This is a genomic window from Micromonospora sp. LOL_021 (assembly GCF_048060215.1).
Taxonomy (GTDB): domain Bacteria; phylum Actinomycetota; class Actinomycetes; order Mycobacteriales; family Micromonosporaceae; genus Micromonospora_E.
The window spans coordinates 15,847-30,669 of the sequence record NZ_JBHMIN010000009.1; the positions used below are offsets into that span (position 1 = coordinate 15,847).

A 14,823-nucleotide genomic window follows, 5' to 3' on the forward strand; every position below is an offset into this window, starting at 1 on the left:
GTCGCGACGCTTGACCACGTCCGTGTCGTGGTCTCTGTCCGAGCCCGGTCAGTTCAGGCCAAACTGTCGCCGGATCCAGTTCCAGGCATCGTCGATCCGGTCCAGCAGCCACGCGGCCGCCTGCCGGGCCCACTCGACGAAGTCGTCCCGCGAGAGCGCCTGACCAAGGGCGCGCTTGCGGCGCATGTCGCGGACGTACCGTTCCATCCGGTCAAGGTCGTCGTCGCTGAGGCTTCCGCTGGTTGTCACCGGTCGTTCTCCAGATCCCGTCGGTTGCGTTGGACGCGCGCTTCGTTCAGGTACCGCTCCAGAACGCCCAATTCCTGCTCAGTGGGGTTGCGCCGGATGAGTTCGTCATGGCCGAAGACCTCGCGCAACGCCCGGCGGATGTCGTTGTGTTGGCGTACGCTTCCGGCGGCGGAGCGGTTCAGATCGCGAAACTCGCGGAGGAGTTCAAAGAGAATTCCGATCATTTCCGAGTTGACCCCAACCCTGCCGCTTTGTCCGCCAAGCTGGCTGCTTTATCGGCCGACTCCATCGCCGCTGGCCTGTTCTGCGGAACGCTGTCGCAACCGTCCGAACAGCCCACCGGACTTCCGCGAATCCGATGGTAAACCGTCTTCTGATTTCACCCCTGGCGCGGTAGCGATCCATTCTTCGAGATCGAAATTTTTCAGTGCCTCAAAGATCCATTTTCGCCCGGATGTGCAAGACTCCAGCAGGCTGGTAAACAACCATTCAAGATTGTAGCCCTGGTAGTTGGAGTACGGCACCATCCGGACCTCACGACCGAGCACGTCCGACAGCCGCGCGCTGCGGTCGGCGACGATCGCCGCGATGTTGGCCTCCTGCTCGCGGCTTGGCACCAGCGACGCCGGCTTCCAGTTGCGGGGCTCCACAAGATCGACCTGGCTGATCCCGAAGACGATCCTGTCCTGCAACGCGCTGAACCGTTGCAGATACTGCTGTTCGAGGGCGACGGCACGGTTGCGGGCCGCGGTGACCCACAACACCACGTCGCATTCGGGCAGATGACGCTCGTACATGTCCAGGTAGTGCGGGTCCCGACGCACGTCCTCACCCAGTCCCGGTGCGTCGATGACGACGAGCCGCACCTGGCCGCCGGCGCCCGGGCCGCTACGGGCCTGGACCCGCAACGGGACCTCAGTGAACTCCTTCGTACAGGCCACGGTGTGGCTGATCGGTAGACCGGTACGGAACATCGTGTTGATGGTGGAACTCTTCCCCACCCCGGACACACCCACCACCCCGATCGTCGGTGGCTTCCGGGCAAGTTCGGATTCCCACGCCTGGCTCAGCTTCTCGGCGTCTTCGACGCTCAACCTTCCTCGGCTCACACACTCATCTGACGGACAGGTCCGCGACCGACAGCCCGGCTGGACCGGTCCGTGTCTCGTGCCTGCGCAGGGCCGCTCAGGTCAGCCCTCAGGGCACGAAGTGACAGGGCGCGAGGTGATCCACCGTCCGATACCTACGCAGCCGACTCCAGTTTCGCCGTGCGGGCGTCGGCGTAGCGGTCGACGGCCCACAGCAGAGGGCCGCTGAGACCGGTGGTGATCAACGCCATGACGATCAGCGCCAGGAAAAGGCCGGGAGCGAGGATGCCCGCGCTGTATCCGGCCTGGAGAACGGCGATCTCCGTGAGGCCGCGCGTATTCATCAGGGCCGCCAGCTTAAGACTCGCGAGTCGCGACTGCGCCCCCAGACGGGCACCCGCATAACTGCCCGCCAGCTTCGAGACGATCGCGAGACCGGTCGCGATGACGATCGCCTCCCAGGAGACGACGTTCGGCACGCCGGCCGCCAGCGCCGTTCCGGTGAGGGTGAACATGACCGGAAGCAGCAGGCGGCCGAGCCGGCCCAGTTGGTGGCTCACCCGCGCCCAGGCCCCGTCGCTGGGAAGGGCGAAGCCCACCAGGACAGCCCCGAAGATCTCGGTGAGACCGAGCCCTCCGGTGGTCTGCGAAGCGGCATAGGCGATGACAGCGACCAAGATCATGGCCACGTACGGGTGCCGGCTCGCCAGCGTCTCGAGTGCCCTGGTCCGGGCGATCCACCGGACCGCCAGCACCGCTGGAATACCGCCGAGAAGTACGGCCACCGCCTTGACGGCACCATCCTGTCCGGTGGCGAGACCGATAGCGACGACCAGCAACACCCAGGTAACCGCGTCGATGGCCACGGCTGAGGTCATGGCGAGCCGGCCGATCTCGGTGTTCTCCATCCGCCGGTCCCGCAGGATGCCCGCGAGCACCGGGACCGCCGTGACCGCCAACGAGACAGCCAGCATCAGTGTCAACGCCGTGGGCGACGCCTCGCCCCGCAGGTCGGCGCTGCCCACCGTCAACACCCAGGTCGCGAGCAGTACGCCGGACACCATGGCCGGCAGGGTGGACCCCGCCGACAACCAGGCCACGGCTCGGCCAGAGAGCCGGTCGCCACCCTGCCGAATGCCATGGGCGGCGCTCACCAGGAACAGGGCGAGACCGAAGTGCCCCAGAAACTCGAGCACCTCCCGCCCTGCGGTCTCCGGCGCGCCCCAGCCCACCTGTGACACCAGCACTGCGCCCAGCAACAGGCAGACGGTGATCTCAAGGACGATCTCCGGCTGCTTGAGCCTCCCCGCCAGCCAGCGCCCCACCGCCGCCGTAACCAGCACGCCAGCCAAAAGGAGCGCCAGCGTGCCGGCTATGAGCGCGTCCAACCCCGCCTCCCTATCGGAGCGTCGACTGTTTCCGACTGACTTCTCAGCGCCCGGACGCGAGGGCCGACCGCCACTTCTCGGCCGCGGTCAACGGGACGGGTGCGGGGCGTTCGACCGCCGTCGTCAGCTCGACCCGCCGGCCCTCGGCGGCCGACCGGAGCAGAGCGGTCATGATGTCGAGTGCATGCAGCCCCATCTCACCGCTGGCCCGGGGTGGACGCATCTCGTCGGATCGCACCAGGTCGATCAGGCCGACTCCACGGGAGGCGGCGACGTAGCCCGCCTGTGGTTCGAGGGAGCGCCAGCCGGGGCCGTCGAGCGAGAGGTGGCGGACCTCGCCATCGAAGGTGTTCGGATCGGGTACGGCTAGGGTGCCGGTCTCCCCCTGCACCTCGATCGGCGCGGCCGTCGTCGCGACACCGTCGAAGCTGGTCGTGAGGGTCGTCAGGGCGCCGCTCGCGTGTTCCAGGACCCCGGTCACGTGGGTCGGCACCTGGACCGGGATCCGTTGCCCGAGGCGGAGGCCCGAACCAATGACCCGGACGTCACGCAGTCGGCTGGCCGCCCCGATCACCGCGCGGACCGGCCCGAGCAGGTGGATCAGCGCCGAAATGTAGTACGGCCCCATGTCCATGAGCGGGCCGCCGCCCGGTGCGTAGTAGAAGTCGGGGTCAGGGTGCCAGCGCTCGTGTCCCGGGGTGACCATGACGGCCGACGCGCAGAGCGGCCGCCCGATCAGTCCACCGTCGATCGCCGCTCGGGCGGTCTGCGTACCGGTGCCCAGGACGGTGTCCGGCGCGCAACCGACACGGACGCCGGCCGACGCCGCCCGGTCGATGATCGACCGGCCCTGCGGGAACGTGACGGCGAGCGGCTTCTCGACGTAGACGTTGCGGCCGGCGTCGATCGCAGCGCCGGAGATCTCGGCGTGCGCCGCCGGGATCGTGAGGTTGAGTACCGTCGCCACCTCGGGGTGATGGAGCAGTCGCTCGATGCTCGCCGCCTCGGCGCCGGAAATAGCGGCGGCGGCAGCGGCGGCTCGGGCCGCGTCCAGATCGGCCACCGCGACGACGCGCACCGTGGGGTGGTTGGCGAGCGTGTCCAGGTACGCGCGGGAGATGACCCCGAGACCTACGACGCCGATGCCGTGCGGGTCGCCCACACCATCCCCCTCTCGATGACGGTACGGACGCTCGGGTGCTCCAGCACGTCGATGCTGTGTCCCGGAGTCGTCACGACGATCCGCCCGGCTCCCCAGTTTCGGGTCCAGATCGCCGGCGAGGTCACCGGCCGGTGCCACGGGTGCCACGCCTGCGTCGGGTGGGTGGTGGTGGCCAGCACCTCGATCAGGTCGTCGTGCAGCACCCAGTACTGCTCGGTGACCAGGTCGAAGTCGGCGATCCCGGCGGTGATCGGATGTTCCCGACCGAGGTCGGTGATGGTGACCGAGTGGGGCAGGAAGTTGTCCTTCTCCGTGCCGCTGCGTTCGCACGGCTGGACGCCCGGATGGGTGGCGAACTGGCCGCCCACCAGGTGCAGGTAGTCCGAACAGGCGCGGAACGAGTCGACGATGCCGCCGTGCCAGCCGGTGAAACCCGTCCCGGCCGCGACCGCCGCGGCCAGACCCGCCGCCTGCTCCTCGGTGATCTGCGACATCGTCACGCACTGCACGATGAGGTCGGTGCCGGCCAGTTCGGCGGCGTCGGCGTAGATTTCCGGCGACCCCTCCACCCGGACCGTGTATCCGCTGCGTTCGAGAAACGGGATGAACGACTCCGTCGCCTCGACCGGTCGGTGTCCCTCCCAGCCGCCCCGGACCACAAGGGCCCTCCGCTGCACCACGCCCGCTCCCTCCCCGGCCCGTCGCTTGCGGGCCACCGCTGCCGCCCGGCCGACGCCCAGAGCTTCCGACCATCGACAACCGTACCCGGCCATCACCCTTCCCTCGGGTGGCGGAAGCCGGGCAGGCCGCTGACCTGCCGGCCGTAGATCTGCCTGGCGGTTCCACCGACCCGTCGACGCCGTACCAGGGTGCGGTACCAGGATGACCGCTACCTAATAGCCGGCACCGTACACAGGCACGACCCGTTGCCAGAAAAACTCATTTATTGAGAATTGACAGCGGTTATCTCCACAGTGTTGTCGCGACACCGCCGACGCCCGTGCCCAGCGCCACATAGCCAGCCGCGATCACACTGTGGTTACGGGCGATCACCGATGATAGACTCCGGTAAATCTGCCGACGTCCTCTATTTGGCCGCGTTTGTTTGAGCGGCCGTCGTTTGACGGCCGCAAAGGAGTGGTCACAACGATTCATCCTGCTGAAACGACGTGTCAACGAAACCACAGAAGAACCGGAGTTACCACCGGAGGTAACAGCGTGCGTGTAGAAATACTGGGGCCCCTTCGCGTCGGCTGCCACGGGCAGTACTTCCGCCTACCGGGGCGCCGCAGCCAGGTGATCATGGCGCTCCTGGCGCTGGAGGCCAACCGCCTGGTACCGATGGAACGGCTCATCGACGCGGTGTGGGAGGACACGCCTCCGTCGACCGCGCGCGGCCAGGTACAGATCTGCCTGTCGACCCTGCGTCGGGCCTTCACCGGTCGTGACCTGGCCAGCCCTTTCGAAACGCACCGCTGCGGATATCTGCTCCGGGTCGCCGACGGCCAACTCGACGTCGACGTGTTCGGCCGCCTCATCGCCGAGGCACGCTCCATCGCGTCCATCGGTGACCTGGCCGCCGCCGCCGAACGGCTGCGTGCGGCTCTGGCGCTGTGGAACGGCCCCGCTCTCGCCGGCCTGCCAGGGCGGATTCTCGAGGCAGGCCGTAAACGGCTCGAAGAGTTGCGGACCGCCGCGATCGAGGAGCGGATCCGGCTCGATCTGGCCTTGGGTCGCCATGAAGAGGTCATCGGTGAGCTGATCTGGCTAATCGAACGCGATCGGCTACGCGAGCGGCTGTACGCACTTCTGATGCTGGCCCTGTACGGCTCGGGCCGGCAGGCGGAGGCGCTGGACGTCTACCACGCCGCGCGGACCGCGTTCGTCGACATGCTCGGCATCGAGCCGGGCGACGAGTTGCGTCGCCTCGAACAGGGAATTCTCCGTGGCGATTCCGATCTGGAACTGCCCACGCGCCACGCCACCGGCCGCCCCTCGTACCGGCCGACGGCACAGCGCCCCACGCCGTGCCAGTTGCCGTCCGACACGGCCGACTTCATCGGCCGTGAGGACGAGGTCACCGCCGCCTGCGAGGCGCTGGCCCCGGGCCGGGCCGACGGACGGGCGGTACCGGTGGTCTCCGTCACTGGCCGCGCCGGTATCGGCAAATCCGCCCTGGCCCTGCACGTGGCACACCGGATGCTCGCCGGCTACCCGGACGGGCAGCTCTACGCGTCGCTCGACCCGGCAAACGGCCGAACGGAGCAGGTGCTGCCGCGCTTCCTGCGCGCGCTCGGCGTCGACCGGGCCGACATCCCAGCAGAGATCGATGAGCAGGCCCACCTGTACCGGAGCCGACTGGCGGGTCAGCGGATCCTCGTCGTGCTCGACGGCGTCACCGACGAGTCACAGGTCCAGCCACTGTTGCCGGGTAGCGGCACCTGCGGTGTGCTCGTCACCAGCCGATCCGCGTTGGTGGGCCTGCCCGGGGCGCACCGTGTCCGGCCCCGGCCACTCGGTCATGCCGACGGGCTGCGTCTGCTCGGCAGGACCATCGGTCACCAGCGGGTGAACACCGAGGCGGATGCGGCAGCCACCCTCGTTACCTTCTGTGGCGGGCTACCCCTCGCTCTACGGATCGCCGGTGCCCGGCTGACAGCGCGGGAGCACTGGGGCATCGGTCAGCTCGTGGCACGGATGCGTGACGACACTCGGCTGCTCGACGAACTGGAGCATGGGTCGCTCAGCGTGCGGGCGAGCCTGGCGGTTAGCTACCGGGCTCTGCCTGACGGCACCCGACGGCTGCTGCGCCGGCTAGCGCTGCTGGACTGCGCCCAGCTCCCGGCCTGGGTCGCGGCGGCGCTGCTGGACACCGAACCGGTCGTCGCCGAAGACCTGCTGGAACAGTTGACCGACGCGCAGCTGGTGGACGCGGACCGCGCCCCGAGTGGCAGCCGACCGCTGTACCGGTTGCCGGCGCTGGTCCGCGTGTTCGCCGCGGAACGTGCCGAGGTCGAGGACACCGCAGTGGTACGGGAGCAGTCGCTGCGCCGGGTCTGGGCCACCTGCCTGTACCTGACCGGTACGGCGAGCCGGCAGCCGGATGGCGCCGGCGCGGACATGCCGTCGCCGACGGTGACCGACGCGGCGGTGGACCGGTTGCGTGCCGATCCGGCCAGTTGGCTGGCGGTTGAGCTGCCCACCCTGATGGCCGCGGTGCACCAGGCTGCCCGGCTCGGCTGGCAGGGCCCGGCCGGTGACGACGTCTCCGGTGCGCCGCGTACGGCCCCTGGGTAGCCGCCGGACCCGGTATCCGGCGACTATCGATCAGACATCGACCACATTCGCTGGTGTGCGGATCAGCCTCCGTGACCGCCGAGCGGGACAGCGAAGCGATATTCCATCGAAGTCGATGGCTGCTTCGCTGATCGCATGGCCCTCACCGTTTCCGTGGTCATCCCCAACTACAACTACGCCAAGACCCTCGACGCCTGCCTGAGCTCGGTGTACGGGCAGACGTACCCGCCGCACGAGGTGATCGTCGTCGACGACCACAGCACGGACGGTTCGCAGGAGGTCGCCGCGCGGTTCCCGTGCCGGACCGTCGTCCACCCGGACAACCGGGGCGTCTCCGCCGCCCGTAACACGGGAGCCGCCCTGGCCACCGGTGACGTACTGTTCTTCCTCGACTCCGACGAGGCGTTGGAGCCCGACGCCATCGCCAACGCGGTGGCGATCCTGCGCGACGATCCGGCGGTCGGCTGCGTGCACGGGATCATCGCGCCGGAGCCGCTGGTCGACGACGGGCCGGTCGAGTGGTACCGCACGCTGCACGCGTACTGGTGGCGGCGACGGCACGCCGGCCCGGTCCGGACCGCCTTCTTCGCCCAGGCGGCGATCCGCCGCTCGGTGTTCGACGAGGTCGGGCCGTTCGACGAGGAGCTACGCGACTCGGAGGACCTGGAGTACAGCGACCGGCTCGCCCCGCGTACCCGGATCGTGCTCAGCGAACGCGTCGTCGCCCGGCACGACGAGGTCGCCCGGCTCGGTCCGCTGCTGGCCGAGCAGTTCCGCCGCTCCCAGCTGCTCGCCCGGACCGTGCTGGCGGCCCGCCGCGAGGGCCGCGCCAGCCTGACCGCGAACCGTCCCGCCGGGATCTTCGCCGTGGCGGGGGCGCTCGGCATGCTCCCGCTCGCCGTGACGCACCCGGCGTTCGCCCTCGGCTCAGCGCTGCTGGTCGCCGTTTTCGCGGTCTGCGACATCGGGCTGCTGCGGTTCGTCGCCGGCCACCGTGGTCGGCGGTTCCTGCCCTTCTTCCTCGGCGTGCACCTGCTGCTGCACGTCGCGCTGGTCGCCGGGGCGGTGCTGGGCTGCGTACGGCTGCTGCTCGGCTCCCGGCCGACGCGCTGGCTGACCCCGCTGGTGCTGGTCGCCGCCGTGGTCGCGCTCGGGTTCACGGTACGCGCCGCCGGCACCGCGCCGCTGGTGGCGCTGAGCCGCCCGGCCGGCATGCCGCTGCTGCTGGCGGCGGCCGCCGCGAACCTGGCCGGGCTGCTGATCGGCATGGTGGCCTGGCGGGTCCTGGTCCCGGTCCGCGGCCTCCCGGCGGCCCGGATCTTCTTCCTCGGCCAGCTCGGCAAGTACCTGCCCGGGCGGGTATGGGGCGTGGTCACCCACGTGGACCTGGGCCGGCAGGCCGGGGCACCCGCCGAACGCATGATCACCGCCTACCTGGTCAGCATCGGGCTGACCATCCTCGCCGGCGCCGGAGTGGGACTGCTCGCCGCGCCGGGGCCCTGGATCCTGCTTCCGCTGGTCGGCTTCGTCGCCCTGCTGGTCCGCCCGGCGCTGCTCGACCGGCCCGTCGCCCTGGTCGCCCGCCTCGTACGGCGCCCGGTCACCCCGCTGCCACCGGCGGCGGTCCGCGCCGCGCTGGCGCTGGCGCTGCTGTCCTGGCTCGTCTCCGGCCTGCACCTGTGGGCGCTGGCGGTGGCGCTCGGCGCGCCGGCCGACCGTTCGGCGACGGTCGCCATCGGCGCGTTCGCGCTGGCCACCGTGGCCGGCAGCCTGTCGATCGTCGCGCCCGACGGCTGGGGTGTCCGCGAGTTCGCGCTCGCCGCCGCGCTGGCCACCGTCCTGCCCTGGGGGGTGGCCGGCACGGTCGCCCTGGCCAGCCGGTTGGTCTGCGTCGTCGTCGAGATCGGCACCTCCCTCGCCGTACTCGGCATGGCCCGTTTCCTGCACCGAGGAGAGTCGCATGTCCACGCTGTTCACCCTTGACGACGCCGAGCGACTCGGCGTCGGCCAGGTCCACGACCTGTACCGACGGCACGTGAACAAGTCCCAGGTGTCGCTGATGACCTCGTTCGGGTTCGGCCGGGAACTGGTCGACCGTGCCGAGGGCGCCTACCTCTACCAGCGCGACGGCCGCCGGATCCTCGACGTCACCGGCGGGGTCGGCGTGCTCAACCACGGCCACAACCACCCGCGGATCCTGGCCGCCCGCCGACGGTACGCCGAGCGGCACCGGATGGAGGTGCACAAGACCTACTTCTCCCCGTACCTGGCCGCGCTGTCCCACAACCTCGCCCAGCTGCTCCCCGGCGACCTGAACATGTCGTTCCTGCCGAACTCCGGCGCCGAGGCGGTGGAGGGTGCGGTCAAGCTCGCGTACAAGTACCACGACGGGCGCCGCGCGACGGTGCTGCGCGCCGACATCAGCTTCCACGGCAAGCTGCTGGGCTCCGGCGGCCTGACCGGGCAGAGCCAGTACGCCTTCCCCACCATCCCCGGTATCGACACCTTCACCTACGGCGATCTGGAGTCGGTGCGCGCCGCCGTCGCCCGCCACCGGGGCGACGTCTACGCCATCCTCATCGAGCCGTTCAGCGCGTCGACGATCCGCTGGTGCTCGGCCGAGTTCCTCTACGGCCTGCGCCAGCTCTGCACCGAGCAGGACATCGTCCTGATCTTCGACGAGATCTACACCGGTTGGGGCAAGACCGGCAGCCTCTTCTACTTCATGCGTCACGAAGGGCTGATCCCCGACGTGCTGACCACGTCGAAGTCGTTCGGTGGCGGCAAGTCGTCGATCTCCGCGTTCGTGGCCCGGGAACCGCTGTACCGCAAGGCCTATGACAACCTCGGCGACGCCCTGCTGCAGAGCACCAGCACCACCTACTACGGCTTCGGCGAGGAGTGCGCCACCGCGCTGGAGGCGGTCAACGTCGCGGTCGGCGACGACTATCCCGCCCTGGCCCGCGACCTGGAACGGGTCCTGCGTCCCGGCCTGGCGCGCATCGCCAAGCAGTACCCGGACGCGGTCGGCCAGGTGGCCGGCGCCGGCGCGCTGTGGGGGATCTTCATCGACGGTGGCCCACGGATCCTCGACCTCGTCGCGAAGCTGGCCCCCGGCGGCTTGGCCAAGGACCCACGGTTCAAGACAAAGCTGGTCACCTGCGCCGTGATCGACGCGCTCTATCACGACCACGATGTGTTCGCCTATTACACCCTCAACGGGCGCAACCCGTTGATCTTCGCACCGAGTCTGGTGACCGTGCCGGCGGACGTCGAGCGCGCCCTGGACAGCCTGGATCGCACCCTCGCCCGCGGGCTCGGACGGCTGGTCACCCGGTTCGTCCGGGAGAAGGTGAGCACGCTGTGGTGAGCCGGACCGTCGTCGTCACCGGAGCCGCCGGCATGCTCGGTTCCCACCTCGCCGCCCGGCTACGCGCCGACGGCCACCACGTCCGCGGCGTCGATCTGCGCCCCGGCGTCGACGTCGCGATCACCGGCGACGTGCGGGACCCGGTCGCGATGTCCCGGGCGGTGACGGGTGCCGACGCCGTCGTGCACTGTGCGTCCGCGCTGCCCAGCTACCCGGTCGCCGAGATCCGGTCGATCATCGTCGACGGCGCACGGACAGTGCTGACCGCCGCGGTCCGGGCCGGGGTGGACCGGGTGGTGCACATCTCGTCGACCGCCGTCTACGGCCTGCCCCGGACCGTACCCACCGCTGAGGATCACCTCCGGGAGCCGGTCGACGCCTACAGCGCCGCGAAGACGGCCGCCGAGGAGTACGCCGAGCGGTTGCGCGCCGACGGCACCTGTCTGCCGATCGTGCGGCCCAAGACGTTCCTCGGTCCGGGTCGGATGGGGCTGTTCGCCATGCTGTTCGAGTGGGCCGAGGAAGGCCGCAACTTCCCAGTCATCGGCCGGGGCGACGTGCGCATCCAGATGCTCGCCCTGTCCGACCTCGTCGACGCGGTGACCGCCGTACTGGACGCCCCCGACACGGTGGCCAACGACACCTACAACATCGGCGCGGCCTCCTTCGGCACCTTGCGCGAGGACTTCCAGGCCGTGCTCGACGCCGCCGGGCACGGCAGGCGGGTGGTGTCGGTGCCGAGCCGCCCGGCGCTCGCGCTGCTCGGCACGCTCGAACGGCTGCGGCTGTCCCCGGTGTACGGGCGGCTGCTGCACAAGCTCACCGCCGACTCGTACGTCTGCATCGACAAGGCCCGGGACCGGCTCGGGTTCACCCCCCGCATGTCCAACCAGGACGCCATCCTCGACACCTACGCCTGGTGGCGTGACCAGCGCAAGGAGCCCCGTGATGCTGCCCAGAACACCGGACGCACCAGCCGCGATCCCTGGAAGCAGGGTGCTCTCGCCGCCGCCAAAATCTTCTTCTGACCGTCCGGGTCGCACCGGCCTCGCCCGCGACCTGCTCGTCCTGCTACGGCCCGGACAGTGGCCGAAGAACCTGGTGGTCCTGCTCGCGCTGCTGGACCCCGCGCTGATGGACTGGCGGGCCGCCGGCCGCCTCGTCGTCGCGGTCGGCGCGTTCGTCCTCGCCGCCTCGGCCGTCTACGTACTCAACGACATCGCCGACCGTGAGCGCGACCGGGCCAGCCGGACCAAACGGCACCGGCCGATCGCGGCCGGACGGGTCACCCCTCGGACGGCGGCGCTGCTCGGGGTGCTGCTGCTGGCCGTCCTCGCGGTGGTCGTCGGCGACTCGGTGGCCACCTGGTGGCCGCTGCTGGTGTACCTGCCGCTGAACATCGCGTACAGCTTCGGCCTCAAGCACGTACCGCTGGTGGACCTGTTCGTCGTCGCCGCCGGGTTCGTGCTGCGGCTGGTGCAGGGCTACATCTCGGTCGGGGCGCGGCCGCCCGGCTGGCTGGTGCTGTGCGTGCTGTCGGTGTGTCTGCTGCTCGTCCTCGGCAAGCGCCGCCACGAGCTGCTCGCCGACGAGTCGGCCCACCGGCCGTCGCTGGCCGGCTACAACCAGCACCTGGTCGATGCGCTGCTGGTGCTGACCGCCGCCGCGACCCTCGTCACCTACCTGGCGTACGCCGCCACGGTCAGCGCCACCGGGCTGCTGACCGTGCCGTGCGCGATGTTCGCCCTCTTCCGCTACCTGCAGGTCGTCTTCGTCGACTCAGGTGGCGGCAACCCCGTCTCGGTGCTGCTGCGCGACCGGGTGCTGCTGGTCAACGCGGCGCTGTGGCTGCTGCTGCTGGAAGGGAGCCTGTTGCATGGATGAGCCGAAGGTGTCGGTCGTCGTACCGATGTACAACGACAGCCGGACCATCGACCTGTGCCTGGCGTCGGTGTCGACCCAGACCTACCCGGCGCACGAGGTCATCGTGGTCGACGACGCCAGCACCGACGACAGCGCCGTACGTGCCGCCCGGCACGCCTGCACCCTCGTCCGGGCCGACCGCAACGGCGGGCCCGGCGCCGCCCGCAACCTCGGCGTCCGGCACGCCAAGGGCGACATCATCTTCTTCATCGACGCGGACATGATCATGTATCCGGACGCGATCGAGAACGCGGTCGCGTTGCTGTCCGGCCCGCGAGGGTACGGCGCGGTGTTCGGCGTGCCGGACAAGGTGCCGCTGTTCCCCGAGGGACCGGTCGGGCAGTACCGCATCCTCCAGTACCACTACTGGCGGGTCAGCGCGCAGGGGGAGGTCAGCGGCGGTTTCTACGCGCTCGGGGCGGTGACCCGGGCGGCGTTCGACACCGCCGGCTGGTTCAACCCGGCGCTGCGGCAGACCGAGGAGATCGACCACGCGGAGCGGCTGTCCCAGCGGTATCCGATGCTGCTCACCGCCCGCGTCGGCGGCCGGCTCTCCGACGAGAGCCGCCTGGCGCCCCTACTGCGCAAGGCGTTTCGCCGGAGCCGGCTGCGGGTGCCGTTCTACCTGCGACGCGGCCGGGCCATGCAGGGCATGGAGACCGGTGGCCGGGCTGCCGCGTCGGTGCTGGCCCTGCTCACGGTGCTCAGCCTGCCGGCAGCGGTGGGGTACCCGCCGGTGCTGGTCGGCACCGCGCTGCTGCTGGCCGCGTTCGTCGCCGTCGACGCCGGCCAGTACGCGTTCGTCCGCCGCGAGCGGAGCTGGCCCTTCCTGGTCTTCTTCACCGCGGTGCACCTGCTGGTCAACGCCACCGTCGCCAGTGGGCTCGCCGTCGGTGTCCTCACCTGGCTCACCAGCCGACAGTTCCGTCACATGTACGAAAGGACCGCGCCGTGACGATCGACGACATCGCCGCGTCCCCCGCACCGTCCCCGACCCCGCCGATGACCGACCGGTCCGGTCCACGGTGGCGCCGCGCGGCGCGCGCCCTGCGCCGTTGGTACGGCTGGCTGCTGATCGTGGTAGCCGCGCTGTGGCTGGGCTACAACGTCGTACGCCGGGTCACCACCGGCAGATGGCACTGGTCGATCCTGCTCGACGCGGTACCGCCGGTGTTCCTCGTCGCCGTTCCGCTGCTGCTGCTCGGGCTCAGCGCCGCCGCCTGCGGCCCACGCCGTCGGTGGGCCGCCGCCCTGGCCCTGGCCGGGCTGCTGCCCGGCATCGACCAGACCGGCGTCAACCTGCACGCCCTGCGGCCGGGTGACCGGCCCGTCCCGGCCAGCGCGGTGCATGTGGTGAGTTGGAACACCAACTACTGGGGCATGAGCAACGACGACCCGCAGGCGCAGCTCAGGTTCCTGAAACGGCTCGACGCCGACGTGTACCTGTTGCAGGAGCATGTGATCTGGGTGCCCGGCACCGGCGAGGTCGGCTACCACCCGATCCGAGACGACGCCAGGTTGCAGGCGGAGTTCCCCGGATACCACATCGTGCGCCGCAGTGAACTCGTCACCATCTCCCGGTTTCCGGTCGTGGCCACGCCGCTCTTCGGCCCGGCCGCGCAGCTGCCCCCGGACGCACCGTTCAACCAGGTGTTCAGCCGGGATAAGGTGCTGCGCACCGACCTGCTCGTGGGGGACAGCACCGTTTCGGTCTACAACGTGCACGTCACCGTGCCCACCGCCATCGACCTGAGCATCCTGCGGCCCCAGGTCGATCCGGACGCGTACTTCCGTCGCAAGTTCGACTGGCGGCAGGCCGAGGTGCAGGGTCTCGTCGACGATCTGCAGGCCAACCCGAACCCGTCGATCATCTCCGGCGACTTCAACGCCACCTCGTCGATGGGGACGCTCGACCCGCTGCGGGCGGTGGCCGAGGACGCCACCACGGCGAGCCGTCACCTGCTGCCGATGAGCTGGCGGTTCAACGCCCCGATGACCTTTCAGTGGGACAACCCCCTCGCCGGCCTGCCGCTGCCGTTCTGGCGGATCGACTGGACGTTCACCGCCGGTCCGGTCACGGTGCACCGGTACGAACTGGCGTCCGCGGAGTACCTGTCCGACCACCGGCCGCAGCACCTGTGGTTCTCGGTGGGTTGACATGTCACGCTCTGCTTCTAGGGAAGTAGATGTTGATCAGATCGATGACGTCCCATACTCTGACGGGCGGTAGTCATCACGTAACCGCGAGCCAATGGCGACCGCCGTCCTTGGGGGCACAGATTGCCGCACCCTTTCTGCTCCGCCGGTCACCCCCCACGACCGAGGCCGCCGGCGCCTGACGTACCC

13 protein-coding genes are annotated in these 14,823 nt (G+C 70.0%); 7 read left to right on the forward strand and 6 right to left on the reverse strand.

The features are described 5' to 3' along the window. Positions 1-48 precede the first annotated feature (48 nt). The 6 genes from ACFHWT_RS08695 to ACFHWT_RS08720 all read right to left on the reverse strand — a co-directional run bounded on the left by ACFHWT_RS08695 (position 49) and on the right by ACFHWT_RS08720 (position 4,567). Positions 49-249: a hypothetical protein gene (locus tag ACFHWT_RS08695; RefSeq protein ID WP_416594072.1), complete on the reverse strand. Its 201-nt coding sequence runs from the start codon at positions 247-249 to the stop codon at positions 49-51. Then, complete coding sequence (locus ACFHWT_RS08700) at positions 246-473, reverse strand: hypothetical protein (RefSeq protein WP_416594073.1); 228 nt, start codon at positions 471-473, stop codon at positions 246-248. Before ACFHWT_RS08700 ends, ACFHWT_RS08695 begins: the two co-directional genes overlap by 4 nt. Positions 474-521: 48 nt before the next feature. Then, positions 522-1,343, reverse strand: coding sequence for a GTPase family protein (locus ACFHWT_RS08705; protein WP_416594074.1), 822 nt, complete (start codon positions 1,341-1,343; stop codon positions 522-524). A gap of 149 nt (positions 1,344-1,492) precedes the next feature. Next, positions 1,493-2,725 carry a cation:proton antiporter gene (locus tag ACFHWT_RS08710; protein ID WP_416594075.1) on the reverse strand — a complete coding sequence of 411 codons (1,233 nt, stop codon included), beginning with the start codon at positions 2,723-2,725 and terminating at the stop codon, positions 1,493-1,495. 43 nt (positions 2,726-2,768) lie between these two features. Beyond that, positions 2,769-3,887, reverse strand: a complete 1,119-nt coding sequence (locus ACFHWT_RS08715) for a Gfo/Idh/MocA family protein (RefSeq protein WP_416594076.1) — start codon at positions 3,885-3,887, stop codon at positions 2,769-2,771. Then, complete coding sequence (locus tag ACFHWT_RS08720; protein ID WP_416594077.1) at positions 3,857-4,567, reverse strand: ThuA domain-containing protein; 711 nt, start codon at positions 4,565-4,567, stop codon at positions 3,857-3,859. Before ACFHWT_RS08720 ends, ACFHWT_RS08715 begins: the two co-directional genes overlap by 31 nt. 622 nt (positions 4,568-5,189) lie before the next feature. On the opposite strand from ACFHWT_RS08720, the gene ACFHWT_RS08725 reads away from it, so the two are divergent. The 7 genes from ACFHWT_RS08725 (at position 5,190) to ACFHWT_RS08755 (ending at position 14,634) form a co-directional block, all read left to right on the forward strand. Then, on the forward strand, positions 5,190-7,184 hold the full coding sequence (locus ACFHWT_RS08725) for a BTAD domain-containing putative transcriptional regulator (RefSeq protein ID WP_416594078.1): 1,995 nt from the start codon (positions 5,190-5,192) through the stop codon (positions 7,182-7,184). Positions 7,185-7,319: 135 nt separating this feature from the next. Further along, a complete protein-coding gene (locus ACFHWT_RS08730) occupies positions 7,320-9,167 on the forward strand; it encodes a glycosyltransferase (protein ID WP_416594079.1) in 1,848 nt (615 codons plus the stop codon). A gap of 76 nt (positions 9,168-9,243) precedes the next feature. After that, positions 9,244-10,554, forward strand: coding sequence for an aspartate aminotransferase family protein (locus ACFHWT_RS08735; protein ID WP_416594169.1), 1,311 nt, complete (start codon positions 9,244-9,246; stop codon positions 10,552-10,554). After that, positions 10,548-11,582 (forward strand): NAD-dependent epimerase/dehydratase family protein, encoded by a 1,035-nt coding sequence (locus tag ACFHWT_RS08740; protein WP_416594080.1) that lies wholly within the window; start codon positions 10,548-10,550, stop codon positions 11,580-11,582. The genes ACFHWT_RS08735 and ACFHWT_RS08740 overlap by 7 nt, the downstream gene beginning before the upstream one ends. Beyond that, positions 11,551-12,438: a UbiA prenyltransferase family protein gene (locus ACFHWT_RS08745; RefSeq protein ID WP_416594081.1), complete on the forward strand. Its 888-nt coding sequence runs from the start codon at positions 11,551-11,553 to the stop codon at positions 12,436-12,438. The genes ACFHWT_RS08740 and ACFHWT_RS08745 overlap by 32 nt, the downstream gene beginning before the upstream one ends. After that, the gene (locus ACFHWT_RS08750; protein ID WP_416594082.1) at positions 12,431-13,432 is read left to right on the forward strand and encodes a glycosyltransferase family 2 protein; all 1,002 of its coding nucleotides are present in this window, start codon (positions 12,431-12,433) and stop codon (positions 13,430-13,432) included. Before ACFHWT_RS08745 ends, ACFHWT_RS08750 begins: the two co-directional genes overlap by 8 nt. Continuing rightward, positions 13,429-14,634, forward strand: a complete 1,206-nt coding sequence (locus ACFHWT_RS08755) for an endonuclease/exonuclease/phosphatase family protein (RefSeq protein WP_416594083.1) — start codon at positions 13,429-13,431, stop codon at positions 14,632-14,634. The genes ACFHWT_RS08750 and ACFHWT_RS08755 overlap by 4 nt, the downstream gene beginning before the upstream one ends. The last annotated feature ends 189 nt before the right edge of the window (positions 14,635-14,823 follow it).